Source organism: Cloacibacterium sp. (assembly GCF_047601505.1).
GTDB lineage: Bacteria > Bacteroidota > Bacteroidia > Flavobacteriales > Weeksellaceae > Cloacibacterium.
Genome location: NZ_JASGJD010000001.1, coordinates 958,782 through 985,016, shown reverse-complemented (window position 1 = coordinate 985,016; position 26,235 = coordinate 958,782). Strand labels below are relative to the sequence as shown.

The 26,235-nt window shown below is 31.9% G+C and carries 21 protein-coding genes; 6 read left to right on the top strand and 15 right to left on the bottom strand.

The window, feature by feature from the left end; genetic code table 11:
• Nucleotides 1-33: 33 nt before the first annotated feature.
• The 12 genes from QM746_RS04640 to QM746_RS04585 form a co-directional block, all read right to left on the bottom strand.
• Nucleotides 34-687 (bottom strand): DUF6048 family protein, encoded by a 654-nt coding sequence (locus QM746_RS04640; protein ID WP_414983142.1) that lies wholly within the window; start codon nucleotides 685-687, stop codon nucleotides 34-36.
• The gene (locus tag QM746_RS04635; RefSeq protein WP_374361298.1) at nucleotides 653-1,120 is read right to left on the bottom strand and encodes a DUF6452 family protein; all 468 of its coding nucleotides are present in this window, start codon (nucleotides 1,118-1,120) and stop codon (nucleotides 653-655) included. Before QM746_RS04635 ends, QM746_RS04640 begins: the two co-directional genes overlap by 35 nt.
• Nucleotides 1,121-1,186: 66 nt before the next feature.
• Nucleotides 1,187-3,712, bottom strand: a complete 2,526-nt coding sequence (locus tag QM746_RS04630; protein WP_414983141.1) for a zinc-dependent metalloprotease — start codon at nucleotides 3,710-3,712, stop codon at nucleotides 1,187-1,189.
• 85 nt (nucleotides 3,713-3,797) lie between these two features.
• Nucleotides 3,798-5,207 (bottom strand): 23S rRNA (uracil(1939)-C(5))-methyltransferase RlmD, encoded by a 1,410-nt coding sequence (rlmD, locus tag QM746_RS04625; RefSeq protein ID WP_414983140.1) that lies wholly within the window; start codon nucleotides 5,205-5,207, stop codon nucleotides 3,798-3,800.
• Between the two features lie 100 nt (nucleotides 5,208-5,307).
• Nucleotides 5,308-6,804 (bottom strand): thioredoxin-like domain-containing protein, encoded by a 1,497-nt coding sequence (locus tag QM746_RS04620; protein ID WP_414983139.1) that lies wholly within the window; start codon nucleotides 6,802-6,804, stop codon nucleotides 5,308-5,310.
• 150 nt (nucleotides 6,805-6,954) lie between these two features.
• Nucleotides 6,955-7,725, bottom strand: a complete 771-nt coding sequence (locus QM746_RS04615) for a succinate dehydrogenase/fumarate reductase iron-sulfur subunit (protein WP_374361289.1) — start codon at nucleotides 7,723-7,725, stop codon at nucleotides 6,955-6,957.
• Nucleotides 7,726-7,745: 20 nt separating this feature from the next.
• On the bottom strand, nucleotides 7,746-9,758 hold the full coding sequence (locus QM746_RS04610; RefSeq protein ID WP_414983138.1) for a fumarate reductase/succinate dehydrogenase flavoprotein subunit: 2,013 nt from the start codon (nucleotides 9,756-9,758) through the stop codon (nucleotides 7,746-7,748).
• Nucleotides 9,759-9,774: 16 nt separating this feature from the next.
• Complete coding sequence (locus QM746_RS04605; protein WP_414983137.1) at nucleotides 9,775-10,431, bottom strand: succinate dehydrogenase cytochrome b subunit; 657 nt, start codon at nucleotides 10,429-10,431, stop codon at nucleotides 9,775-9,777.
• Nucleotides 10,432-10,538: 107 nt separating this feature from the next.
• On the bottom strand, nucleotides 10,539-12,284 hold the full coding sequence (locus QM746_RS04600) for a ComEC/Rec2 family competence protein (RefSeq protein ID WP_414985118.1): 1,746 nt from the start codon (nucleotides 12,282-12,284) through the stop codon (nucleotides 10,539-10,541).
• Nucleotides 12,285-12,356: 72 nt separating this feature from the next.
• The gene (locus QM746_RS04595) at nucleotides 12,357-13,061 is read right to left on the bottom strand and encodes an NlpC/P60 family protein (RefSeq protein ID WP_414983136.1); all 705 of its coding nucleotides are present in this window, start codon (nucleotides 13,059-13,061) and stop codon (nucleotides 12,357-12,359) included.
• 66 nt (nucleotides 13,062-13,127) lie between these two features.
• The gene (locus tag QM746_RS04590) at nucleotides 13,128-13,772 is read right to left on the bottom strand and encodes an O-methyltransferase (protein WP_414983135.1); all 645 of its coding nucleotides are present in this window, start codon (nucleotides 13,770-13,772) and stop codon (nucleotides 13,128-13,130) included.
• A 125-nt stretch (nucleotides 13,773-13,897) separates the two neighbouring features.
• Nucleotides 13,898-14,731, bottom strand: coding sequence for a flagellar motor protein MotB (locus QM746_RS04585; protein ID WP_414983134.1), 834 nt, complete (start codon nucleotides 14,729-14,731; stop codon nucleotides 13,898-13,900).
• 85 nt (nucleotides 14,732-14,816) lie between these two features.
• Between QM746_RS04585 and tilS the strand changes: the two genes are divergently transcribed.
• The 5 genes from tilS to QM746_RS04560 all read left to right on the top strand — a co-directional run bounded on the left by tilS (nucleotide 14,817) and on the right by QM746_RS04560 (nucleotide 20,211).
• Entirely contained in the window at nucleotides 14,817-15,743 is a 927-nt protein-coding gene (tilS, locus tag QM746_RS04580) for a tRNA lysidine(34) synthetase TilS (protein WP_414983133.1), read from the top strand.
• Nucleotides 15,744-15,836: 93 nt separating this feature from the next.
• Nucleotides 15,837-17,879, top strand: a complete 2,043-nt coding sequence (locus QM746_RS04575; RefSeq protein WP_414983132.1) for a cytochrome c biogenesis protein CcdA — start codon at nucleotides 15,837-15,839, stop codon at nucleotides 17,877-17,879.
• A gap of 135 nt (nucleotides 17,880-18,014) precedes the next feature.
• The gene (locus QM746_RS04570; protein ID WP_414983131.1) at nucleotides 18,015-18,518 is read left to right on the top strand and encodes a hypothetical protein; all 504 of its coding nucleotides are present in this window, start codon (nucleotides 18,015-18,017) and stop codon (nucleotides 18,516-18,518) included.
• Between the two features lie 61 nt (nucleotides 18,519-18,579).
• Complete coding sequence (locus QM746_RS04565) at nucleotides 18,580-19,362, top strand: alpha/beta fold hydrolase (RefSeq protein WP_414983130.1); 783 nt, start codon at nucleotides 18,580-18,582, stop codon at nucleotides 19,360-19,362.
• A gap of 279 nt (nucleotides 19,363-19,641) precedes the next feature.
• Nucleotides 19,642-20,211, top strand: coding sequence for a GNAT family N-acetyltransferase (locus QM746_RS04560; protein WP_414983129.1), 570 nt, complete (start codon nucleotides 19,642-19,644; stop codon nucleotides 20,209-20,211).
• A 3-nt stretch (nucleotides 20,212-20,214) separates the two neighbouring features.
• Here the strand turns inward: QM746_RS04560 and QM746_RS04555 are convergent, their stop codons facing one another.
• A complete protein-coding gene (locus tag QM746_RS04555; protein ID WP_414983128.1) occupies nucleotides 20,215-20,820 on the bottom strand; it encodes a hypothetical protein in 606 nt (201 codons plus the stop codon).
• 98 nt (nucleotides 20,821-20,918) lie between these two features.
• Nucleotides 20,919-21,995, bottom strand: a complete 1,077-nt coding sequence (hypD, locus tag QM746_RS04550) for a hydrogenase formation protein HypD (RefSeq protein ID WP_414983127.1) — start codon at nucleotides 21,993-21,995, stop codon at nucleotides 20,919-20,921.
• 127 nt (nucleotides 21,996-22,122) lie between these two features.
• Here hypD and QM746_RS04545 point away from each other — a divergent pair, with 127 nt between their 5' ends.
• On the top strand, nucleotides 22,123-23,901 hold the full coding sequence (locus QM746_RS04545; RefSeq protein WP_414983126.1) for a chloride channel protein: 1,779 nt from the start codon (nucleotides 22,123-22,125) through the stop codon (nucleotides 23,899-23,901).
• A 72-nt stretch (nucleotides 23,902-23,973) separates the two neighbouring features.
• Here the strand turns inward: QM746_RS04545 and QM746_RS04540 are convergent, their stop codons facing one another.
• Nucleotides 23,974-26,229: a TonB-dependent receptor gene (locus QM746_RS04540; RefSeq protein ID WP_414983125.1), complete on the bottom strand. Its 2,256-nt coding sequence runs from the start codon at nucleotides 26,227-26,229 to the stop codon at nucleotides 23,974-23,976.
• Nucleotides 26,230-26,235: the final 6 nt, after the last annotated feature.

Below are 26,235 nucleotides of genomic sequence, written 5' to 3'. Positions count from 1 at the left end.
ATTTTTGCAAGAATGAATTCATATTCAAAATCCTCAAAACTGATAAACCAAATTCCAACTAAAACCTACATTAAATTTTGAAGAACTTTTGCCAAAACCAGAAACAATCATTGGATACATTTCTTCTTGCTTTGTGGTGTATAGCATGTATTTTGGCTGTGCATTTACATCAATATAAAATTTAGATTTAAAAAGCTGCACTCTAGCTCCAAGCATTGCTTCCATCCAATAAGACGATTGATTGGAAGATGGAAACTGCAAATATTGATCTGCGCCTCCATAAGCTCTAACAGGTACAGATTTATATTCTTGATTATAAAAAGAAGCAGCTAGTTTACCACCTGCGTAGAAACCGTTGTCTCTGTTTTCATAATCCATAGATAGCATATAAAAACCACCTAATTTTGCGAAAATTCCGTTTACAGAAGCATCATAACCTCCTTTTTGGTAAACATTTTTCTCGTAACCAGCTTCTAAAATGGCGCTTACATTTTTTTTAACTTTTGTAGAAACGTGTGCCTGAAATAATTTTCTATCACTAAATGTTGCCATTGCAGCATTCAACACATCTACACCAACTGCCAAATTGGGCTGATATTTATATTTTGGTTTTATAGAATCTTTTTTTTCTTGAGAAAAGAAAAATCCTAAACTAAAAAGTAAAATAAAAGTGAGTTTTGTTTTCATCAATAATTTGCTCTTGATTTTGTTCTATTTTCAATACAGGATTTGCTGTTTCTAAAGTTCCGCTTACGTTTTCGTATAATCTTTTAAAACCACAAGCTGGCGACACATATTCAGATTTCAAAGTATAATTTATTTTCACTTTGGATACATCTCCTTTATTGGTAGTTCTAAGAGAAATTTCTGTAAAAAGATTATCATCAACTCTCAACGGAATCAATACTGAATCTACACTTTTAGCTTGAAGCACACTTACAGCGCCAGAACCATAATCTACATCTACATATAAAGAGTCTAACGTTGCCGTTCTCCCGTCAGAAGATTTGAATTTAACCTTCATTCTTGGCGTAGCTTCACCAGAAATACAGACATCATCATCTCCCCCGCAAGAAGAGAGCAACATCAATCCAAAAAATAATAATATAAAATATTTCATTATTACTTCATTAAAATTAAAAACCACAAAAACACTAATTGTTTTTGTGGTTCAAAAATAGCATTTTTATTTTATTTCTAAAGCTTTGTCTATTCTATAAACTAAATCTTCTAAATGATATTTTGTAACACTATCTGCATACTGAGAAGATGCTTTAGAAGCTTGGTCTCTTACTTCTCGTAATGTTCCTCGCACTAAGGCTTTTACATCAGAATTTTCAGAACCTCCCAATCTTGAAGCACCTATAACAATAACTTTATTAGCAGAATTTACCTTAGAAATAAGATTTTCCACAAAATTTCTTTGTAAATTTCTTCTGTAAATGTCAATTTTAGAAGAAGTATTTAATTCTGAAAAAACATCAGTTTTCAAATCTTTAAGATAATCAAAAAGCGCATAAGCATTGGTATCTTGAGATTCTCCTTTGTTTAAATTATCTAAAACAGCAGGCATTAAAATTCTGTTCAAAACACCATTTTGAAGATTTTCTACTACTTCTACTGGTGCTTTGTCAATTTTTGTAAGCACTGAATTTTTAAGAATCCAATTAGGCGTTGTAAATACATAGTCGTTCAAAAATTTAAGTGCTTCTTTTTGTTCTGTTTTAGAAACCAGCTCATATACAGCACCTTTTTGTTCTACTGTTTTTGGAGTTTCTTTTACACCTCCAATATATTTAGCAACATGACCGAGGTATCTTGCAAATTGCCCAGAAACTTGATTATATCTACCTTCTAAAACTTTATAATCTTCATTCGGTTTAGTGCTCCAAGCTTCTAAATTTTCTATAATTCTTTGAAGATTTTTCACACCATATTTCCCTGCAATCATAGGATTATCTCCTACTTGTTCGCTTTGAGAACGTGGGTCGAAAGGATTAGATTCTGTACCAAACCACAATCTTGGGTTTTGTAGTTTTTCTATTGTCCATTTGTTGATAAAAGTTTTTTCTTTTTCTGGCGAATTATAGTTGTAAAATCTTCTATAACCCCATTCTATAGCCCAATCGTCATAATCTCCAATTCTAGGCATTAGATTATCTACATTTATTTTATCTTCTGGCTGAGCTACATAATTAAATCTTGCATAATCCATAATAGAAGGAGTATGTCCATTTGCTTTAAGCCAAGAATTATTTCTAAGATTTTCTACAGGAACAGTAGAACTAGAACCATAATTATGTCTAAGACCAAGCGTGTGTCCTACTTCGTGAGAAGAAACAAATCTAATGAGTTGCCCCATTAATTCGTCATCAAAATCTACTTTTCTGGCTCTAGGATCATTAGGAGAAGCTTGTACAAAATACCAATCATTCAAAAGTTTCATTACATTATGATACCAATTGATATGACTTTCTAAAATTTCGCCCGTTCTTGGGTCTGAAATAGAAGGTCCTGAAGCATTAGGAACATCCGAAGGTTTATAAACAATTGCAGAAAATCTTGCATCTTCTAAACTCCACTCTGGGTCGTCTTTTGCATTAGGAACTTTAGCATAAATAGCATTCTTAAAACCTGCTTTTTCGAAAGCTTTTTGCCAATCATTAACTCCTTGAATTAAATATGGAATCCATTTTTTTGGTGTTAAAGGGTCTATATAAAAAACAATTGGTTTTGCGGGTTCTACCAATTCGCCTCTTTTGTATTTTTCTAAATCTTTCGGTTTTGGTTCTAATCTCCATCTTTTAATTAAAGAAACTCTTTCCACACCTTGAGGATTTATATCGAAATCGGTATAACCTACAGCAAAAAAACCAACTCTTGGGTCGAAATATCTCGCTTGCATCTTATCTTCTGGGAGCAAAATAATAGAAGAATTAACTTCCACCGTATAATTACCACTAATTTCTGGCTTTGGAGCACCTGGAATTGAAGAAACATCTCCTGCACTTCTGTTATACGTTTTTGTGGTATTAATTTCAATATTTGTTGGGAAAGATTTCACAAAATTTACAAAAGATTTGTCTTTTTGAAAACCTCCTACTCTAAACCCTTTCTTATACCTTCCGTCAAACGAAACAATATCATTATCACCATTAATAAAGTCTGTAACATCTATAACAGTAGATTTTTTGTCTTTGCCAAAAGCTTTTACATCAAATGCAAATTCTATCGCATTCACATTATTTCTCATCACCGTATTGTACATTGCAGAAGTAGAATCTTTAGCATAATCTACAAAAGAAATAGAACGTACAAAAACTTTATCTTGAGGTCCTTTTTCAAAACTGATAACATTTTGACTAATTTGGTCACCCGCATAACCCGACATACCAGAGCGCATTTCAGCACCAGCTTTGGTTAATCTAGTTACCACTAAAAAATCTTTTTTGAGTGATTTATCCGGAATTTCGAAGAAATATTTGTCTTCTACTTTGTGAACCGTAATTACCCCTTCATCGCTTACCGCTTTGTCTGTAATTACTTTTTCGTAAGGTTGAATTTTTTCTGGTTTTTTGTCTTTTGGTTTGGTAATATTAGCAGTGTCTTTCTTGGCTTTCACCTCTACTTTTACACTGTCTTTTACCTGAGAAAATGTGCTTACCGACGCTAATAACGATAAGACACAAAAAAATCTTAGTACATTTTTCATTCGATTTTAATTATTTTTCTTGGTTAGATTTTAATCAAAAAATGATTAAAAAAATTAGGGATTCTTATTTGAACCCCCAATTTAGTTATTTTTTCACTAATAAAGCGATATTTTCTACGTGATGTGTCTGCGGAAACATATCTACTGGCAAAATTTTCACCACATTATAATGTTCTTTCATCAGTGCTAAATCTCTGGCTTGTGTAGCCGAATTGCAACTTACATACACAATTTTTGGAGGAGAAAGTTTCAAAATTTGTTCTACCACTTTTTGGTGCATTCCGTCTCGTGGCGGGTCTGTTACCAAAACATCAGCTTTAGGATGATTGGCTAAAAACTCTTCTGTAAACACATCTTTCATGTCTCCACAATGGAATTCACAATTTTCTAAACCATTCAATTTAGCGTGTTCTATTGCAGCATTTATTGCTTCTTGCACAGATTCTATCCCAATTACATATTTTGCTTTTTTAGCAATATATTGCGCAATTGTTCCCGTTCCTGTATATAAATCATAAACTACATCGTTCTCAGAAATTTCTGCAAATTCTATCGTTTTTCTATACAATTCTAAAGCTTGTTTATAATTGGTTTGAAAGAAAGATTTTGGACCAATTTTGAATTGTAAACCGTCCAGTTCTTCCATCAAAAATCCTTCACCATAATAGTTTTGAATATCCAAATCATAAATTGAATCATTTCCTTTTGGATTAATGGCATACACCAAAGTTTTTACCTGCGGAAATTTCTCTAAAACAAAATTGAATAAATTTTCTCTATTTTCTTTTTCCTCTCTATAAAGTTGAAACAAAACCATCCATTCTCCTTTAGAATTTTGGCGAAGCATTAATGTTCTAAGAAAACCTTCTTGGTTTCTAACGTCATAAAAATCTAAATTATGCTCTACAGCATATTTCTTAACCGCCAATCTCAAATCGTTAGAAGGAGATTCTTGCAAATAACATTCTTGCAAATCTAAAATTTTGCTCCACATCCCTGGAATATGAAACCCTAAAGCATCTCTGTTGCCAAAATTCTCTTCCGAACTAATTTCGTATTGCGTAAGCCAACGAGCATTTGAAAAAGAAAATTCCATTTTATTTCTATAAAAATATTCTTCTGCAGAACCTAAAATTGGTAAGGTTTCAAAGTCTTCAATTCCGCCAATTCTTTTGATATTATTATAAACTTCTTCTTGTTTGAAATCCAATTGCTTTTGGTAAGAAAGATTTTGCCATTTGCAACCGCCACAAACTCCAAAATGGACACATTTCGGTTCTACTCTATAAGGTGATTTTTCTAAAATTTCTACAGCTTCAGCTTCATAGTATTTAGACTTGGCTTTTTTCACTCTGGCATTCACTAGGTCTCCAGGCACAGCTCCGCTTACCAAAACGGTTTTTCCTTCGTCGGTTTTTCCTACCGCAACACCTTTTGCCCCAGCAGAAAGCAATTTTATATTTTCTAGAATTATATTTTTCTTTTTCTTACTCATAATCTTGCAAAAATACATTTTATAACTTAATTCTTACATAAAAAAATGCGGACTGTTGCAGTCCGCATGATATTTTAAAAATATTTTTCTTGTAAGAAATTTATTTTGTAGGAGCAGCTGGAGCTGGCGCACCCATTTGAGGCATCATTTGTGGATTTGGAACCACAGAAGGAGGTGTTAAACCAGAAGCTTTGTTAAGAGCATCTACCAATAGAGGGTCTCCAATATTAAGATACGTTTTACCTGCTACTTTTGCATCTTTGTCTAAGATTACAAAACTTGGCATTTTGAAACCATAGATAGCAAATTGCTTAGCAATATCAGATTTCATCCCTTTTTCTCCGTAGAAACTCACTCCGTTTACGCCTTTGAAAACAGCATTTGCAGTTTTCTTGAATTGGTCTTGAGTATCATCTAAATTTACAAAAGCAAAATTAATTTTTGTCTTATAAAAATTAATCATTTCTTTAAGAACAGGAACTGTATTTTGGTTTAGATAAGGATTCCAAGAAGCATAGAAAACTACTAAAGTTGGTTTTCCTTTCAATTCTGAAAGTGAAGATTTTTTACCATCTAGTTTTACTAATTCTGTTTTAGAATAATCTGTACCCACTGGTAAACCGTAGATAGCTTCTTCCACTTTTTTAAGGTCTGCTTTAATAGATTCTGACTTTACTTTAGAATCTAAAACCTTCATAATTTCTGGAATTTTAGGATTGTTTGGCTGAAGGTCAAACTGAGTAGCTACTGTTGCAAGAAGATAATCTTTAGTTTTATCTGTAATGTCTTTTCTTGTATCTAAGAATTTAGCAAAAACCTCTACATTAGAATTAGGAGCAGCTCCCTTCTGAGTAGTCTGGAAAAATTTTTGAATATCAGAACCATATTTAGACAAAAGATAATTTCTGTAAGTAGGCATACTTTCTACAAAATCTTCATTTTCTAAAGATTTTTGAAAATCTAGAAATTTCTGAGATGGCTTAAAATTAGGATTATTCGTCATCTGCCCATGAATAGCTTCGTATTGAGAAGAAATTCTAAGAAGAGTAACATCTAGTTCTTCTTTGCTCACTTTTTTTACATCGCTGTCTGGTTTTTTAGTTTCAGCAATTTTGTCTAATTGAGCTGTAATTTCTTTTTTGTATTTTTCTAATTCTTTTAAGAAATCAGATTCATTTTTAGCAGCTACAGATTGGTTAATTTTAGACAAATAGTCATTAATATATTTCTGACTTTCTGTTAAAAATTCTGTATTTCCTTTTGCATCACCAGTAATTTGCATATTGGTAGGAAACATTACGGCATCTGTTTTAATATCAACTTTGTCTCCACCTTTTAAGTAGATAAAGCCAGAGCTACCAGCATAAGTGATAAGATAAACACCATTTTTAGGAATTTCGAAAGTTTCAGAAAAATTTCCTTTAGCATCTGTACCAAAATTGGCTACAGGCAGAGTTGCAATACCAGAAGTTTCGATAAGTTCTATTCTTTCTAATGGGTTTGCATTTTTAAGGTTACCAGTAATGGTTACTTTTCCTCCTTTAGAACAAGAAATAAGTGCAATAGCAAGGAATAGTAGTAAAAAATACTTTTTCATTTTTTGTTTAAAAATTGTTTTTAATATTTAGATGAGCAAAAATATACTTTTAGTTTTATTCTTTAAAATAAAGTTTGCATTTTGGGAATTATTTAACGAAAAATCACCTCATTAAGAGAGGTGATTTTCAGTTTATTTAGTTCAAATTACTTATTCAGCAGTTGTAAACTTCGCCACAAGAAACTCTCTGTTCATTCTTGCGATGTTTTCTAGAGAAATTCCTTTCGGGCATTCAATTTCACAAGCTCCGGTGTTAGAACAGTTTCCAAAACCTTCTTCGTCCATTTGTTTCACCATGTTAAGAACTCTTCTCTTCGCTTCTACTCTACCTTGAGGTAAAAGTGCAAACTGAGAAACTTTAGCACCTACAAATAGCATTGCAGAACCGTTTTTACAAGTTGCAACACAAGCTCCACAACCAATACAAGCTGCAGCATCCATTGCTTTGTCTGCATCTTCTTTAGGAACTGGGATTGCGTTTGCATCTAATGTATTACCAGAAGTATTTACAGAAACAAAACCTCCAGCAGCCATAATTCTGTCAAAAGCACTTCTATCTACTACCAAATCTTTAATTACTGGAAAAGCAGCACTTCTCCAAGGTTCGATGTGGATAGTTTCACCGTCTTTGAACATTCTCATGTGAAGCTGACAAGTGGTAATGCCAGTATCTGGACCGTGAGCTCTACCATTAATGTAAAGCGAACACATACCGCAGATTCCTTCACGACAATCGTGGTCAAAAGCTACAGGTTCTTTTCCTTCGTTTACCAGATTTTCATTCAGCATGTCTAACATTTCTAAGAACGAAGAGTCTGGCGAAACATCTGATATTTTGTAGGTCTCGAATTGACCTTTTGTTTTATTGTTTTTCTGTCTCCAAATTTTTAGAGTCAGATTAAGTCCTTTTTTTGCACTCATTTTCTTACTGTTTTTGGAGATTATTTATAAGATCTAGTTTTAACTTCAATATTCTCGTATATCAATTCTTCTTTGTGCAATACTTCGGCGTTTATATCTTCACCTTTGTATTCCCAAGCAGCAACGTATTTGAAGTTTTCGTCATCTCTTTCTGCTTCACCTTCAGGAGTTGCGTGATCCCAACGGAAATGACCTCCACAAGATTCTTTTCTTTCTAAAGCATCTTTTGCCATTAGTTGTCCTAATTCTAAGAAATCTGCTACTCTAAATGCTTTTTCTAGCTCAGTATTCATTCCGTCTGCTTCGCCAGGCACTTTTACATTTTTCCAGAAATCTTTTCTTATTTCTTCAATTTCTTTAATTGCTTCTGCTAATCCTTCAGGAGTTCTTCCCATACCTACTTTATTCCACATTACGTTTCCAAGTTGTTTGTGGAAGTAATCTACAGAGTGAGTTCCTTTATTAGTTAGGAAGAAATTAACTTTATCTTTAATTTCTTTTTCAGCGGCATCAAATTCGCTAGATTCAGTAGTAATTTCACCTGTTCTAATATCTGCAGAAAGATAATCTGCAATAGTATAAGGAAGTACAAAATATCCGTCTGCAAGACCTTGCATTAATGCCGAAGCTCCTAATCTGTTTGCTCCGTGGTCTGAGAAATTAGCTTCACCTACCACAAAACATCCTGGTATTGTACTCATTAGATTATAATCTACCCAAACACCTCCCATAGTGTAGTGCACTGCTGGATAAATTTTCATTGGAGTTACATAAGGATCGTCTGCTGTAATTTTTTCATACATTTGGAATAGGTTTCCGTATTTTTCTTCTACCCATTTTTTACCCAAATCATAAATTTGTTTTTCAGAAGGATTGTGAATGTTTTTCTCTGTAGCAGATTCTCTACCTTTTTTCATAATTTCTGTAGAAAAATCTAAGTAAACACCTTCTTTAGTATCGTTATTTTCGATTCCGAAACCAGCATCACATCTTTCTTTAGCCGCTCTAGAAGCTACGTCTCTTGGCACTAAGTTTCCGAATGCAGGATATCTTCTTTCTAAATAGTAATCTCTGTCTTCTTCTTTAATAGTTTCAGGTTTTAATTTACCTTCTCTAATGGCAACTGCATCTTCAATTTTCTTAGGAACCCAAATTCTACCAGAATTTCTAAGAGATTCTGACATTAAAGTTAATTTTGATTGTTGAGTTCCGTGAACAGGAATACAAGTTGGGTGAATTTGTACAAAACAAGGATTTGCAAATAAAGCTCCTTTTTTGTGAATTTTCCAAGCTGCAGAAACGTTACTTCCCATTGCATTGGTAGAAAGGAAATATACGTTACCATAACCACCAGAAGCAATTACAACAGCGTGAGCAGAATGTCTTTCAACCTCACCAGTAACAAGATTTCTAGCAATAATACCTCTTGCTTTTCCATCTACAATTACCAATTCCATCATTTCGTGACGGTTGTACATTTTAATTCTACCTTTACCAATTTGACGGCTCATTGCAGAATATGCACCTAATAATAATTGCTGACCAGTTTGTCCTTTTGCGTAAAAAGTTCTCTTAACCTGAGTTCCTCCAAAAGAACGATTATCTAACTGACCTCCGTATTCTCTACCGAAAGGAACACCTTGCGCAACACATTGGTCAATAATATTAGCTGAAACTTCAGACAATCTATGCACATTAGCTTCTCTTGCCCTATAATCTCCACCTTTTATAGTATCGTAGAATAATCTGTAAACAGAATCTCCATCATTTTGATAATTTTTTGCTGCATTAATACCACCTTGCGCTGCAATAGAGTGTGCTCTTCTTGGCGAATCTTGATAGCAAAATGCTTTTACATTATAGCCTTGTTCTGCAAGAGTAGCAGCAGCAGAACCACCAGCTAAACCTGTACCAATAACAATAATGTCAATTTTGTCTCGGTTGTTTGGTGCAACCAAGTTCATGTGTGCTTTATGATTTTTCCATTTGTCCGCTAAAGGACCAGAAGGAATTTTAGAATCTAGAATGCTCATAATAATGTATATCTAATTATTGAGTTACGAAATGAAAAACAGCTACTATAATAAATCCTAGTGGAATTAAAATAGAATACCAAGTTCCTAGTGTGTTTACACATTTTAAATACTTAGGATGTCTTGCTCCAATAGATTGGAATGAAGACTGGAATCCATGAGCTAAATGCAAACCTAACAAAACGAAAGCTACAACATACAAAGCCACTCTCCATAATGGTTGAAACTTCGCGTGTAAATGTTCAAAATCAGATTCTGTAGGAACAGCACCTAAATAATTTTTAGAAATTGTTGGCACCCAAAAGTCTGCTAAGTGAATCGCTAGATAAACCAAGATAAATGCCCCAGAAATAATCATATTTCTAGACATCCATGTAGAGTTACCACTGTTTTTCGCCACAGCATATTTCACTGGTCTCGCCGCATTGTTCTTCAATTCTAATACAAATCCCATCACAAAATGGAAAATTACGCCTGCAAATAATACCGGCTGCATTGCAAATTGAATTAGGGGATTACTTCCCATAAATTCCGAAGCTGCATTAAATCCTTCTTCACTGAAAACAGAAATAAGATTAATAGACAAGTGAATCACCAAAAATATCAGCAAAAACATTGCTGAAAGCGCCATTAAAAACTTTCTACCGATTGTAGATTGAGTTAATCCTGCCATTGTTTATATTTTTTTTGAATTTCCACAAATTTAAGAATTATAGACCGCTCTAAATCATGACAAATGTCAGATTTTGTATTTTGTAATCGTTCTAAATAAGACTGCTATTATCTTATAAATTTTCCTTCAATTTCTACCGCATCAAAATCACCTGAAAAATACTTAATTTCGGCTTTTTTAACTCTTCTAGAAGTTATATAAGGATTTATAACAAAGCTTTTTGCTTTCTCCAAATCCATCTCTTTCGATATCCAAAATACAGCATTGTCACCTTCTTTTTGAATAACTATTTTCTGTTTGAAATTTTTCACAAAAATCGTTTCAGACCGCCTAAATTGATACAAATCACTTGAAAATCTCACCAAAACAAACAAAAACAAAATCCCCAAAAAACGAACCAAGACTCCACTTTTCTTCAATAAAACATTTTTTAGAAGAAAAATCGCTCCAAAAAGAACAATTACTTCTAACAAATTTATTGAGATGTTTTTAATGAAAAACCAATCTTGAGAAGCAAAAAAATGAATGCCTTTCAATAGAAAATTTACAATTTTTTCATAGAGAAAATCTAACCAAAACCATTCAATTTTCAAAGCAAATAAAACAGTCATCAACAATGAAAATATAATAATTAATTCTGAAAACGGAACGATAATAAGATTGGCGACAATGGATAAAAAAGAATACTGATGAAAGTAAAAAACCACCAAAGGAAATGTAACAATTTGCGCCGAAAAACTCACAGAAACTACATTTACCATAAAATTTTGAAAAGTATTTTTTGGCTTTGGCAGATATTTCAAAATAGGTTCATTCAACCAAAAAATTCCAAAAACGGCAATAAAACTCAATTGAAAACCCACATCAAAAAGTTGTTGCGAATCTATAATTAAGATTAAAAAACCGGCAATCGCCATTGCGTGAAGCAAATCTGGTTTCCTTTGCAGCAAAACAAAACCGTAATATGCCGTTATCATTATACAACTTCGTAGCACAGAACTGCCATAATCTATAAAAATGGTAAAACACCAGATTAAAATTAAAGAAATCAAAACAGGAATTCTTTTGTATTTTGCAGAAAAAAATTGTTGTAAAAAGTACAAAATCAACCAAAAAATTATCGCCAAATGCGTTCCTGAAATCGCCAAAAAATGAATCAAACCACTTTTACTAAAATCCGAAACCATTTCTGAACTCATCTCGGTTCTATCTGCCAAAATAATTCCTTTTAAAAAAGCTTTTTCGTTTGTAAGGAGTTTAGAATCATCAATATTATTAAGAACAACTATCCTTTTTTGCTTTATTTTTTCGGAAAAAGATAGTTTAGATTTTGGACTTTCTAAAATTTCTGAATTTGCAAAACCTTGATAAAAAATTCCTTTCCTTGCCAAATATTTCGCATAATTGAATTGAAAATCATTTTCTGGCGATTCTACTTTATTAATATAGATTTCTGTAGAATAATAATGTTCAAAATTTAGATTTTTTTCTTCTTTAGGAATATTAATAATCATTTGAAAACCAGAAAGCCTCCCTTGCAAAACTGAAGTTTTCACTTCGTATCTTTTGTATTTTTTATTGGAATTCAATTTCTTATTTAACTCAAAAATCACTTTTTGTTTTCCTTCAAATTTTTCAAAAACATAAGGTTTCGAATTAAAAGAATGTGAAAAAATTCCCAACAAAAAGAATGAAAATCCTAAAAAATAATTCCTAAGTTTTGCTAAAAAAGCAAATTTAAAAAAGGAAAAAACAAATAAAACGAGAGACAAAACAAGTAAAACGAAAACTTGTTTGTATGGAATGTATAAAAAATCACAAAATAAAATCCCCGCCACAAAACACGCCAACATTATAAGAAGTGGTTGTTTTCGCATAATTTGGTTATTAATTTAACCAAATATAATATTTTTTTGTGAATATAATTAAAGAAAATTTTTAACCATCCTCAATTTGTGAGTATGTTTATTTTTTTCGGCGTTATAAATTCCTGAAAAATCCAGAGAATCTATTCTCACTTTTCCGCTAGCATGAATAATTTCAAAAGGGGACAAAACCAAACCAACATGAGTAATAAAACCATTTTCGTCTTCGAAAAAAGCTAAATCACCAGGTTCGCTTTCCTCTACAAAATCTCTAGAAAAACCAATTTCTGCTTGTTTATCAGCATCTCTTGGCAAAGAAATACCGTGAACTTTATAAACCAATTGAACAAAACCACTGCAATCTATCCCAAAAAAACTTCTCCCGCCCCACAAATAAGGAACATTCAAAAATTTTTTGGCAGTTTCTACCAAACTTTCTCTAAGACGAGCCTTGTCTGTAAAATTTTCCGCAGAAAACTCCACTTCACTTCCTATAGAAAGAAGATTTTCCCCTTCGGAAACATCAAAAACACCAAAACTTTGAGTAATTAAATTTTTAGAAACTTCGGAATTTTGTTTTTTTAAAACGGAATTATTTATCCAACCTTCATAGCCATCAAAATCCATTTTAATTTTACTGTACAAACCATCAGTTTCTAAAATTTCGCAAGTTTCACCATATAAAATTTGAGAAGTCATTTCAGATTTTTCTGAGATTTCTGCTCTAATTGGCGACACCGATACGCTACAATAGTGTTTTTCCATAATATTTTTGAGATGAAAGAAAAAAGAGCAAAGATGAAAGACATCTATCTTTTCCCCATATTCTTTTTACTTTTTCCTTGCTAAATGAATTCCGTCTCGCAAAGGTAAAATTACATTTTCAAAATCAGCATCTTCTGCTACTAATTTATTTACCAATTTAATTTGCTCAGTCTGTTTGTTACCTTTTTCATCGAGAACCTTACCATACCAAAGCACATTATCAATCATTAAAACACTCCCCGATTTCATTCTTGGCTTTACCAATTGTAAATATTCAGCATAATTTTCTTTGTCTGCATCAATAAAAATTAAATCAAATATTTCGGTAGAAGTCCTCAAAAATTCTTTAGCATCTTGAAGTTTAAAATCTATCTGAGAAGAAAACTCGCTTTCGGAGAAATATTTCTTGGGCAAATACGCCAAATCTTCGTTGACATCCAAAGTAATCAACTTGCCTTCTTTTTGTAAACCTTCTGCCAAACAAAGTGCTGCATAACCAGTGAAAGTACCAATTTCTAGAATTTTTTCTGGAGAAATCATTTTTGAAATTAAAGAAAGTAATCTCCCTTGTAGATAACCAGAAATCATGTGAGGTTGTGTAGTTTTTTGAAAAGTTTCCTTGCGAAGTCTTTTCAATATTTCTGGTTCTTTAGAAGCGGTTTCTTCTAAATATCTGTCCATTTCAGGATGCAATTCTTCGAAATAACTCATTGGCTAATTAGACGATTGTAATGTAAAATTTTTACAAATTTACAGTTTTTAAACAAATTTCATCAAAATAAAAAACCTTCAAAGAAATTTCCTTGAAGGTTTTAGTTTATTGCAAAAGAGCAAATTTATTTTTTAGGAGCAATGTCCATTAATTTCATAAATTCATCTAGCTTAGGCATAATGATGATTTCTGTTCTACGGTTTTCTGCTCTACCAGAAACTGAAGCATTAGTTGTTTTAGGATTGTACTCACTTCTACCACCAGCTGTAATTCTGTTAGGATTAACACCAAATTGTGTTTGAAGAACTTTCGCCATAGAAGTTGCTCTAAGAGCAGATAAATCCCAATTGTCTTTTGGTAAATTAGCAGAAGCTAAAGGAACATTATCTGTATTACCTTCAATTAAAACACTGTAAGTATCATAATCGTTAATTACTTTAGCTACTTTTCCTAGTACTTCTTGTGCTGCTGGCAAAATATTGTAGTCTCCAGATTTGTAAAGCATTTTGTCTGATAAAGAAATCATTACAACACCTTTCAAAACTTTTACGTTTACATCTGCATCTGCTACATTATCTAAACTTCTTTTCAATTTATTAGATAAAGCTAAGTTTAAACTATCGTTTTTAGCATTTGTAGAGATTAATCTCTTGATATAATCATTAGAAGAATTAATTTCTCCAATTAGCTTGTCTATGTTAGCAGAAGATTTGCCTGTGTTAGACAAACAAGCGTCTAAAGAAGATTTCAAAGCTGTATTTTGATCTTTCAATAGATTGTTTTCGCTGATAAGACCAGAGTTAGCAGATTGCAAATCCTGAATTTGTCTTTGTCTTTCAGCAGCTCCTTCAATACATTGTTTGTAATTAAGATTTAAAGCTTCGTATTGTTTCTTGCTTACGCATGACGTAAGAGAAAGCCCCATCACTGCAATTGTTAAGATTTTAAAAATTCTCATAAAATTATTTTTATATTAAATTGATTTCAAATTTACAAAAAGGTTTTCTTTATAAGCTTTATCTTTGCAAAAAACATACCGCAAATTGGTAGACTTTAACAATTTTAAGAAAAATTTAATTGAATTGGCAGGAAACAATCCTTCCAAAAAATTTCTTTTGGCTGTAAGTGGAGGTGCAGACTCTATGGTTTTGTCCTCGCTATTTGAAATTAATCATTTGAAATTTGAAATAGCTCACGTTAATTATCATTTTCGAGGCGAAGATTCTAATCTGGACCAAAAATTAGTAGAAAAATTTTGTTCTGAAAACAATCTTAAATTTCATTTAAGAGATATTTCTGACGATGAAAAATCTAACATGAAATCTCTACAAAATTGGGCAAGAGAAATTCGTTACGAATTTTTTTTCAATATTTTAGAAAAAGAAAACTTAGATTACATTGTTACGGCTCATCACTTAAATGACGAGTTAGAAACCTTTTTCATTAATCTTTCTAGAGGTTCTGGAATTAAAGGTTTAAGCGGAATTCCTAAAAATGAAAATAGAATTCTGAGACCTTTATTAAATGTTTCTAAAAACGAAATTTACGATTTTGCCAAAGAAAATAATATTGATTACCGAGAAGATATTAGCAACAAAAAAGACGATTATCAAAGAAATAAAATCAGACACCATCTAACGCCCAAATTATTAGAAATTTTTCCTAATTTTTTGAATCAATTCCAAGAAAGTCTTTCTTATCTTAATAGTGCAAACCAGTTTTTTCAGGAAGAAATTCAAAAAACATTTGAAGAAATCTTAATAAGTGGAGACGAAAAAGAATTTGTTTTAGACAAAGAAAAATTACTGAAAAAACATAAAACCATCATTGTAGAAATCATTAGAAAACTTGGTTTCACGGGCATTGAAATAGAAAAAGTAATTTCTTCTGAAAACGGAAAATTCTTTAGAAGCAACTCCCACGAAATCAGTATTAAGAGAACAGAAATCTATTGTAAAAAGAGAAATTGATATTTTCTACTGTAAAGATTTAAAAACCTTAAGAAGTCTTTAACGTTTTTAGTCACTCGTTTTTTTTACTTTTGTAATTCTAAAAAATTAAAAATGAAGAAATTTCTGCTATTGTTTTTCGCTGTTGCAACTCAATTATTTTTTGCACAAATAGAAAAACACGTAAAGCTAAATTATGATATAAAATCTACCGGAGACAACCTCTACGAAGCCATTATCACTGCAAAAATAGACAACGGTTGGCACATATACTCCAAAGATATAGACCCAGAAGTTGGCGCAATTCCTACAGAAATAAAAATTATTTCTAAAGACATAGAATTAATAGGAAAAGCTACAGAAAGTGGCAAAAAAGAAACTTCTTACTCCGAAGCTTTTGCTGCAAACCTTACCACATTGTCTGGAAATGTAGTTTTTAAACAAAAATTTAAACTCAAAAATCCTGAAAAAGGCAGTACTATTGCCGCTGAAGTTACTTATCAAACATGTAACGAAAAGGTTTGTCTAGCACCAGAAACGCTAGAATTTGAGAAAAAAATTGAAGGAATTTCTGCAACAAATACAGAAGAAAAAACGACAAAAGAAACCCTTACAAAAGACAGTACAAAAACGGCTGAAACAATAGTTTCTACTACGGTTTCTGCACCAGCACAACACGAAGGAATAAAAGTAAACAGTTTAGATTTCAAAAATCCGTTAACAGATTGTGGAACAAAAAATACCGAAAACAGAGAAAGTAACCTTTGGATTTTTGTATTAGGATTTATTGGTGGTTTAATTGCATTGCTTACACCATGCGTTTTCCCGATGATTCCGTTGACGGTTTCTTTCTTTACAAAAGGTCAAAAAAATAAAGCAAAAGGAAAAAGAGACGCTTTAATTTACGGATTTTTCATCCTTGTAATTTTTGTGTTACTAAGTGTTCCTTTTCATATTATTGATGGAATTTCTGGGAATATTTTCAATCAAATTTCTACTAATATTTGGTTAAATTTATTCTTTTTCGCCATATTTTTATTCTTTGCATTGAGCTTTTTCGGATATTACGACATTACCATCCCAAGTTGGATTGCCAACAAATCTGCAAAAGCAGAAGAAGCTGGCGGTTTAATCGGAATTTTCTTTATGGCGCTCACTTTAGTTATCGTTTCCTTCTCTTGTACCGGACCAATTTTGGGAAGTTTATTAGGAGGCGTGGCTTCTAGTTCACAAAACGTTCCTTTGCTATTAACCTTTGCTTTAGCAGGTTTTGGGTTAAGTTGGGCAATTGTTTTTGGATTGTTAGCATTATTTCCTCAAGCGTTGCAAAGTTTACCAAAATCTGGTGGTTGGATGAATACTGTAAAAGTAGTTCTTGGTTTTATAGAATTGGCTTTAGCACTTAAATTCTTATCAAAAGCAGATTTAGTTTCTAAAACTTTCTTGTTAAAAAGAGAACTTTTTGTTGGAATTTGGATTGTAATCGCTATTGCATTAGCATTGTATTTATTTGGAAAAATAAAATTCCCTCACGATGACAAAAATGCTAAAATATCTACCAGCAGAAAAGTTTTGGGAATTTTAACTTTTGGATTTTTCGTTTATTTATTTCAAGGCTTAATTCCTGCGGAAAGACCAAAATTACAGCTTCTTTCTGGTATTTTGCCTCCGATTAATGTAAGTTATTTTCACGATGAAAAAGACGGAATCTTAGGGATGCACCCAGAACACGATTATTATAAAGCAATAGAACTTGCCAAAAAAGAAAACAAACCTGTTTTGATAGATTTTACTGGTTTTGGTTGCGAAAATTGTAGAAAAATGGAAGAATTTGTTTGGAGCCAACCTGATGTACTTCCTACACTTCAAAACGAAGTAATTTTGGCTTCACTTTATGTGGATGACAAAGAAGAATTGCCAGAAGCCGAACAAACCAAAATTGATATGGGCAACGGACAAATGAAAAAAATTAAAACCATTGGTGACAAATGGAGTATGTTTCAACAAGTGAATTTTAATAACAATTCTCAGCCTCACTACGTTTTGGTAACACCGGACGGAAAGGTTATTAACACGCCGGTTTCTGGATATATGCCAAAAGAAGATTTCAAAAAATTCTTAGATTGTGGCATCCAGTTTTACAAAAATCAGAAATAGAAATTTATTTCAGTCATTATAAAAAGAGGTTGTTTCTATTAGCAACCTCTTTTTTGTGTTTTTAAAGAAAAATTCACATCAATTTTAAAAACTTTTGTTCTAAATTTGTATCAATTCAATTAAAAAAATAGAACCATGAAAAAACTTTTTTTTATTCTTTTGGCTATTGCAATGGTCTCGTGTAACAAAGTTGCAAACGATTCTTCTAAAACTGTGGACAGTGCTAAAATTATAGACTCCATCAACGCTACCATTTCTAAGCACAACGATAGCATTAGAGCTTTGAACAGCAAGAATCATTTTGATGATTTAAGCGGAGCTCACAAACTTACTTTCACCAATGACGAAGGTCTTTCTTTCTCGGGAATTGTAACTTTCACCAAAATAATGAGCGATGGTTATGACGTAAAAGGAAGTGCTAAATCTGGAAAAAATTCTTTAGTAATTGACGGAAAAGCAGACCGGGTTTCTAAAAAACACATCAATTTCTACGGAACAATTTCTCAAAAAATAAACGGAGTTTCGCACACCAAAAAGAAAAGCAACACTTTTGCTAATGAAGGCAAAGGAAATTTCTTCAGACTTCAAGAAAAAGTAAATTCTGAAGGATTTGTAGATTATATTGATATTTGGAAATAGGTTGAAGTAAAGAAAACCCTTGAAACTTGAAACTTGAAACTTGAAACAAAAAATTAAAGTTATGTTACACTACGAAATTTCTGGAAACGGAAAAAAAATATTGGTTTTACTTCATGGTTTTATGGAAAATAACACCATTTGGAGCGATATGGAAAATCATTTTTCTAAAGATTTCACGCTTGTAAAAATAGATTTACCAGGACACGGAAAATCCGAAATTTACCATTCTATTCATTCAATGGAAATGATGGCAGAAAAAGTGAAAGAAGTTGTAGATATCATCAACGCAAACAAAATCAATACTTTAGGACATTCCATGGGCGGTTATGTTTCTTTGGCTTTTGCCGAAAAATTTCCAGAATTGATAGAAAGTTTAACCTTATTTTTTTCCACAACTCTTGCAGACGACGAAGAGAAAAAGCAAATCAGAAGACGTAGCACAGCTGTTATTGATGAAAATTTTGAAACTTTTGTCAACGCAAGCATCCCAAATCTTTTTAACAATAATGAAAAAGATATTTTGGAAGGAAAAATAGAATTGGCAAAAAAAATTGCTAAATCTACCAACAAAGAAGGCGTAAAAGCAGCTCAATTAGGAATGGCAGAAAGACCAAACCGAACTGAAATTTTAGAAACTTTAGATACAAAAATCCTCATTATTGCAGGAAAATATGACAATGCAGTAAAAACCGAAAATCCTCTCAAAATAATCCCTGAAAAAACCAACATTAAAACTTACGTTCTCGATTGTGGACACAATGGACATTGGGAAAAACCTACAATTTGTGCAGAAATTATTAACACGGAGTTGTTGCATAATTTGCCGAAACATCTTGTTTTGTAAAAATTAATAAATTTATTATGTGTCAATTAAAATATTTTAGGAATTTTCAGGAATATTTTGATATTACTGACGAAATAAAAGATTATAATCCTTTTCTTTATTATTATCTTGAAGAATCAATTAAAAAAATTGCAAAAAGCAAAGAGCCATTTGAAAAATTCTTTTATATAAACGAAAAAGAAGACTATACTTTCTGTTTATGGAAAAAAGATGAATGTCTTCTTTATGCAAATAATGAAAATGAACATATTATTAGTTTATTAATTCAAGAATTAAAATTTGATAATTTCAAAAGGTTTACTTTTTCAGGAACAAAAAAATATAATCCAAAATATTTTTGAAAAATATGATGCTTCATTTGATACTATAAAATTTAGAAAATATTATAAATGTGATAAAATAACAAATAACTTTGAAAAGGCGGGTGGAAATTTAGAAATGGCTGATGAAAATTTTTTAATGAGATTAGCTGATTTCACCAATAAATTTAATGAAGAATTTTATGGGAAAATTGAGCCAAAATCATATGGGATTAATGTTGTAATGAATGGTATAATGAAAAAAAATTTATTTCAATGGAATATTGAGAGTAATCCTGTGGCAATTTTGCAAGTTAATTATGATGACTTTGATTTCCCATTAATTGGATTTGTATATGTTGACCAAAATTTTAGAAATAAAAAAATCAGCACTTCAATTGTTTATGAAGTAACTAAAGGACTTCTATTTAATGGATTTAAAGAATGTATGCTATATACTGATGGTAATAATATTTATTCTAATAAATCTTTTATTAATTCGGGGTATAAATTAGTTGGGGAATATGTTTCTTATTACAAAAAAGAATAAATTCTAAAGTAACCCTAAATTTTCAACAACCACTTTTCCTCCGTAAACGATACAAAGTATAGAGGAAATAATCACCAAACTAGCTTGTAATTTTTTAGATTTTAAAAGCGATTTGGTATAAGGAATGCTGAACAAATACGCTGCCAAAAACATCCCGAAAATAGAGCCTAATCCAAAAATGAGAATATACATTAAACCTTCGAAAGGCGTTTTCATTTGCGAAATAACCAAAACTACCAAAGCTCCACTGCCAGCCAAACCGTGAATTAATCCTACACCAAAAGCGGCTCTGGAAGTGTTATGAGTATGTGTGTGTTTTTTCGGGAAATAGAGTTTATAAACTCTATAAAAACCTAGAAATATCAACATAACACCAACTCCAGCTTCGAAATTTTTAAAAACATTTTCTCCAATATTGAATTTGAATCCAATCATTAAAATTCCGACAAAAAAAATGGTAGTAGTATGACCAATTCCCCAGAAAACACCGTCTTTAAGAGATTGTTTTAAATTTTCTCTATGAGAAACCAAAGTATTTACCGCCAACAAGTGGTCGGCTTCAAAAGCGTGTTCTAATCCAGAATATATGGTAAGTAATATTTTAAACATTAATTTATTTGAAGTTTGAAATTGAAAATTCAATATTTTTTTACACCCCGTCAAAATCAAAGATTTTGACACCCCTCTGGAAGAGGGGAATCCACTAATTAAGAATAATGAAAATATGCTGCACAAGCGCCTTCAGACGAAACCATAGGTGCACCAAGTGGATTACCGGGATTGCAGGTTTTTCCAAATTGAGGACATTCAAAAGGCTTTTTAATTCCTTTCAGAATTTCGCCGGCAATACAAAGATTTTCTTCTCTTTTTTCAGAATTTTCAATAGAAAATTTTCTAGCAGCATCAAATTCTGCATATTTATCTTTCATTACCAAACCACTTTCTGGGATACTGCCTATTCCGCGCCATTCTTGAGTTCCAATTTCAAAAATTTCGTTCACTACTTTTTGAGCAGGAATATTTCCTTCGTCTTTTACTAATCTTTCGTAGCAATTTTCTACTTTATGTTCGCCTTTTTCCAATTGCAAAACGGCGTGATAAATCGCTTGAAGCAAATCTGCTGGCTCAAATCCCGAAACTACAATCGGAATTTTATACTTTTCTGCCAAAGGAAAATATTCTGAAGTTCCCATAATAGTGCAAACATGTCCCGCTCCTAAAAAAGCATCAATATTACAAAATTCATCATCTAAAATCGCTTCCATTGCTGGTGGAACCAAAACGTGAGAAACCAGAAGTGAGAAATTTTTAAGTCCTAATTTTTGAGCATGAACAACACTTAAAGCATTACTTGGAGCAGTAGTTTCAAAACCAACGGCAAAGAAAACTACCTCTTTTTCGGGATTTTTTTCTGCAATTTTTACCGCTTCTAACGGAGAATACAAAATTCTTAAATCACCACCATCCGCTTTTGCTTGAAGCAAAGATTTTTTGCTTCCCGGAACACGAACCATATCTCCAAAAGAACACAAAATTACTCCTTTTTCCATCAAAGCAACTGCTTTATCAATCAAAGAAATTGAAGTAACGCAGACTGGGCAACCTGGCCCATGAATCATTCTTACTTTATCTGGAAGTAATTCTAATAAACCGTTTTTGACCAAAGAATGCGTTTGTCCGCCACATATTTCCATAATATTCCAAGGTTTGGTAACTGTTTTTTCTATTTCAGAAAGATAAAACTTCACCAATTCTGGGTCGCGATACTCTGTAAGGAATTTCATTTCAGAAAAAATAATTTAATTATTTCGATATTTATCAATCATGCAATTTAATGATTTTTGCGCAATTGAATTCGCTTTAAATTTTAAAACCTTAAATTTGTATGTAATTTTTCTTCAATACTAAAAAATGAACTTTATAGACAAAAGAAAAATCCCAATTCTTCTCAGGAAATTTAAATATAATAGTCCTCAATCTTTCCTTTACACCGCTAGTACTATAGTAGGTTTAATTGGAGGTTTGGCTGCTGTTTTATTGAAAAACATTGTTCACTGGACAGAAGAATTGGTCTATTCAGATTACACAGAACACTATTATATTTGGACGATATTTTTGCCTGCAATTGGTATTTTATTAACAGTTTTGTACATCCATTTTTTTGTAAAGAAAAACATTGCGCATGGTGTTGGAAAAGTTTTGGCTGCCATTTCTAAAACAAGAAGTAAGATTGACAAAAGCAATACTTACACGTCTGTTGTTGCGAGTAGCCTCACAGTAGGATTTGGTGGTTCTGTAGGATTGGAAGCGCCAGTAGTTTATACAGGAGCAGCAATAGGAAGTAATTTTGCAAAATATTTTAATCTGAATTTCAAATTTAGAACATTGCTTATTGCTTGTGGATGTTCTGCTGCAATTGCTGGAATTTTTAAAGCACCCATTGCTGCTATTATTTTTTCACTAGAAGTTTTAATGATAGATTTAAGCATGTGGTCTATTGTTCCGTTACTTATAGCATCGGTAACAGGAGCTTTGGTTTCGTTTTTTATGATGGGCGAAAAAGTAACCTTTTCGTTTGCTATTTTTCAAGATTTTGATAAAACGAAATTTCCTTTGTACATAATTTTAGGCATTTTCTGTGGAATTTACTCTTTAATTTTCATCAGATTAACACGCTATATTGAAGGAAAATTTGGGAAATTTAAAAATATTTATCTTAAAGCAATTTTAGGAGGTTTATCTGTCGGGATTTTAATATTTATCTTCCCGCCGTTATTTGGCGAAGGATATATTTCTCTTCAAAACATCTTAGGAACGGGTTTTCCTAAAGCCATTATGAACAATACCATCTTCTATTCTTACGGAAAAAGTGAAATGGTTTTTATTCTGTTTTTAATTGGAGTATTATTTCTGAAAATTATTTCTAGCAGCCTTACTACAGCTTCTGGCGGAATTGGAGGTGTTTTTGCGCCGTCACTTTTTGCTGGAGGAATTTTAGGATTTACTTTTTCTAGAATTATAAATGTTTCAAAATTCACCAATGTTTCAGAGCACAATTTTGCGTTGGTAGGAATGGCAGGTGTGATGTCTGCAATAATGCACGCTCCGCTAACTTCCATATTCTTAATTGCAGAAATTACAGGAGGTTACAATTTACTTTTACCACTTATCATTACTTCTTTAACAGCTTATGTTGTAAAATACAAGTACGACAAATATTCGGTTTATACCTATAATTTAAGTTTAGAAGACAATTTAATTACTCATAACAAAGACCAATCTACCATAAAATTACTCAACATTACTAAATTGATAGAAACCAATTTCCCAAGAGTAAACGTAGATCTTTCAATTGCTGATTTTATCAAAATCATTAAAAATACTGATAAAAATTTATTTGTTGTAGAAGACGAAAATCACAAATTCTTAGGAATGATTCAATTGGGCGAAAACATTAATCTTCTTTTGGATGTAAGCAATCATAAAGACACTTATGTTGGCGATATTATGACAGTTCCGCCAGCGAAAATTGCTCCAAATGACAGACCTACAAAAATCATTTTAAAATTCGATCAAACCAACGCGTGGTATCTTCCGGTAATCGAAAAAGATGAATTTATTGGCATGCTTTCCAAATCTAAAATTCTTCACAAATATAGATTATCAATTATGGAATCTTCAGATGACTAAAAAAAGAAGCAAAACTTTTTTCATCTAAAGTTTTGCTTCACAAAATGACAAACTATTAGAATTATATATGTCCTAAAAAAAGTAAGTAAAACTTAATTTGCTAAAAAACGGAGTTCCCGGTGTGAAGTGAATCTCTGAAACTGGTGAAGCTTCATTTTGCAATCTACTTTCTGTATCAAACTGTGTTTCCTTCCATTTTATATTGAAAATATTCTGAACAGAAATGCCCAATTCCCAATTTTTAGTGGTATAATTAAATGTTCCATCCCAAACGAAATATCCTTTTGCCACCACAGAATTATCTTCATTAGCTGGTCTGTCTCCCATTAATCGGTATCGCAAACTTCCATTAAAACCCGTTTCTTTTCGGTAAGTAATTCCTCCTGTACTAACTAATTTTGGAGCAAGAGGAATTAAATTTTCATTTGAGGAAACACCTAAACTTCTCGATTTTGCCAAACTCAAATTAAAATCTGCAAACCAATTTTTATAAATCTCATATCTTGCTGTAACATCAATTCCCATTCTTTCGGTTTTTCCTCCTTCTTCTACCACTGCTTCATCACCAACGTACACAAATTCTTGGTCTAGCCATAGATACCAAATCGCAGATTGTAGAATTAGTTTTTTACCAATTTTAAAAATCCCACCTAAATCTGTTCCCAAAGCTGGAGGCAACACTTTTTTCCCATTTTCTAAAACCGCAACTCTGGTATCATTGCTGTGAAAACCTTTGCCAAAATAAGAGTACAACTGCACATTATCGTTCAAACGATAGTTAAATTTAATTTTTGGACTCAAAATATTAGAATTTGATTTCAATTTTTGATTCAAAAGTTTATCATGGTATTGATTATCAAAATAGTCGAACCTCAATGAAGGTGTAATATCAAAATTCTGATTAACGGAGATTTTCTGACTCCAAAAAACGCCTAAATTCACTTCATCTACATCTCCAAATTTCAATTTTGCAGTAGTAATACTTCTATCTTTAGTTCTGGAAAGTTCCAATTCATTCACATCATCATAACGAAGTTGAATTCCTGCATAAGTATCAGATTTCAAACCAAATAGATTAACAGATTTTTCATAAGTAGAATTAAATCCATATAAATTTCTATCTTCTTTTTGACGAATTTGGTCACCATTAATTGGGTCATTTAGGAAAAAAGTAAAATTAGAATAAAGCTCAAATTGATATTTAGTATAAAAAATTTGATTGCTGAGTTTTGCACCATTTTTAAGATACGATTTCAAATTAGCATTGAAATTATAACGTGAAGTTTTGCCACCTTCGTTAGCATCAATCGCTCCGTACCAACCAATTGTTCCATCTTCTACCGCTCTATCAGGAATTTGTCCCGAAGCATTCCATTTGCTGGAAAGTCCAGAAAAATAAGCCGTTAAAAAATTATTTTCGTTCAGCTTTCCATGATATTTCAAAATCCCATTAAAACGATTAAAATCTTGAGGATTATCAAAATAACCGTCTGTAAAATAAGCTTCTGTAGCCAAAATAAGACTTTGGCTTTTAATATCTTTTTTGTTTTTCAAAAGATTTAAACCTAAAACTCCTCGATATGTTTTGAACTGCCCAACTTCTAATTTCGCAAAATTGTTTTCTAAAAAATCTTTGGTTTTAAAATCTACAAAACCAGCGGTTGCAAAATTGCCTTTATCGGCAAAATAAGATCCTTTGTCAAAATTCACTTTATCAATCATTTCGGGAATTACAAAATGTAAATCTGCATAGCCTTGTCCGTGAGCGTGAGAAACCATATTTACAGGAATTCCGTCCACAGAAATATTAACATCTGTGCCATGATCTACATCAAAACCTCTAATAAAAAGTTGCTCTGCTTTTCCTCCACCAGCGTGTTGCCCAATAAAAAGACCTGGAACAGAGCGTAAAATTTCCTGAGAATTATTGATTGGGCGAAGATGAATATCTAAATCTGAAATCGTTTGGAAAATATTGTTTTTGGCAGAACTTTTCAACTGAACTTCCTCAATTCTTACAATTTTGGGATTGAGAAAAATGTATCCGAAATTCTTTTCTTTTTTAATGGAATTTAAGTCAAATTCTTCCTTCTCATAACCAATTCCCGAAACATAAATTTTTTGATTCTCTGAGCTAAAATTTTGAAGATTTACAAAACCATTTTCGTCTGAATTTACCTGAAAACTATTCTCTAAATTACTTATTAAAACTGATGAAATTGGTGTTTTGGTATTTTCATTTAATACATAAATTCCTTTTAAATTTTGAGAAAAAGCAGTATTAACTGCAAATAAAATCAGAGAAAAAATAATGATTTTGAATTTCATTGTGTT

Bases quoted from the DNA above. Each gene is read 5' to 3' on its own strand.
- QM746_RS04595 (WP_414983136.1), bottom strand. From the start codon at position 13,061: ATGGAAAAACACTATTGTAGCGTATCGGTGTCGCCAATTAGAGCAGAA.
- QM746_RS04585 (WP_414983134.1), bottom strand. From the start codon at position 14,731: ATGAGAATTTTTAAAATCTTAACAATTGCAGTGATGGGGCTTTCTCTT.
- hypD (WP_414983127.1), bottom strand. From the start codon at position 21,995: ATGAAATTCCTTACAGAGTATCGCGACCCAGAATTGGTGAAGTTTTAT.
- QM746_RS04590 (WP_414983135.1), bottom strand. From the start codon at position 13,772: ATGAGTTATTTCGAAGAATTGCATCCTGAAATGGACAGATATTTAGAA.
- QM746_RS04615 (WP_374361289.1), bottom strand. From the start codon at position 7,725: ATGAGTGCAAAAAAAGGACTTAATCTGACTCTAAAAATTTGGAGACAG.
- QM746_RS04620 (WP_414983139.1), bottom strand. From the start codon at position 6,804: ATGAAAAAGTATTTTTTACTACTATTCCTTGCTATTGCACTTATTTCT.
- QM746_RS04565 (WP_414983130.1), top strand. From the start codon at position 18,580: ATGTTACACTACGAAATTTCTGGAAACGGAAAAAAAATATTGGTTTTA.
- QM746_RS04555 (WP_414983128.1), bottom strand. From the start codon at position 20,820: ATGTTTAAAATATTACTTACCATATATTCTGGATTAGAACACGCTTTT.
- QM746_RS04635 (WP_374361298.1), bottom strand. From the start codon at position 1,120: ATGAAATATTTTATATTATTATTTTTTGGATTGATGTTGCTCTCTTCT.
- QM746_RS04575 (WP_414983132.1), top strand. From the start codon at position 15,837: ATGAAGAAATTTCTGCTATTGTTTTTCGCTGTTGCAACTCAATTATTT.
- QM746_RS04605 (WP_414983137.1), bottom strand. From the start codon at position 10,431: ATGGCAGGATTAACTCAATCTACAATCGGTAGAAAGTTTTTAATGGCG.
- QM746_RS04600 (WP_414985118.1), bottom strand. From the start codon at position 12,284: ATGTTGGCGTGTTTTGTGGCGGGGATTTTATTTTGTGATTTTTTATAC.
- QM746_RS04570 (WP_414983131.1), top strand. From the start codon at position 18,015: ATGAAAAAACTTTTTTTTATTCTTTTGGCTATTGCAATGGTCTCGTGT.
- QM746_RS04610 (WP_414983138.1), bottom strand. From the start codon at position 9,758: ATGAGCATTCTAGATTCTAAAATTCCTTCTGGTCCTTTAGCGGACAAA.
- QM746_RS04640 (WP_414983142.1), bottom strand. From the start codon at position 687: ATGAAAACAAAACTCACTTTTATTTTACTTTTTAGTTTAGGATTTTTC.
- QM746_RS04630 (WP_414983141.1), bottom strand. From the start codon at position 3,712: ATGAAAAATGTACTAAGATTTTTTTGTGTCTTATCGTTATTAGCGTCG.
- rlmD (WP_414983140.1), bottom strand. From the start codon at position 5,207: ATGAGTAAGAAAAAGAAAAATATAATTCTAGAAAATATAAAATTGCTT.
- QM746_RS04545 (WP_414983126.1), top strand. From the start codon at position 22,123: ATGAACTTTATAGACAAAAGAAAAATCCCAATTCTTCTCAGGAAATTT.
- QM746_RS04540 (WP_414983125.1), bottom strand. From the start codon at position 26,229: ATGAAATTCAAAATCATTATTTTTTCTCTGATTTTATTTGCAGTTAAT.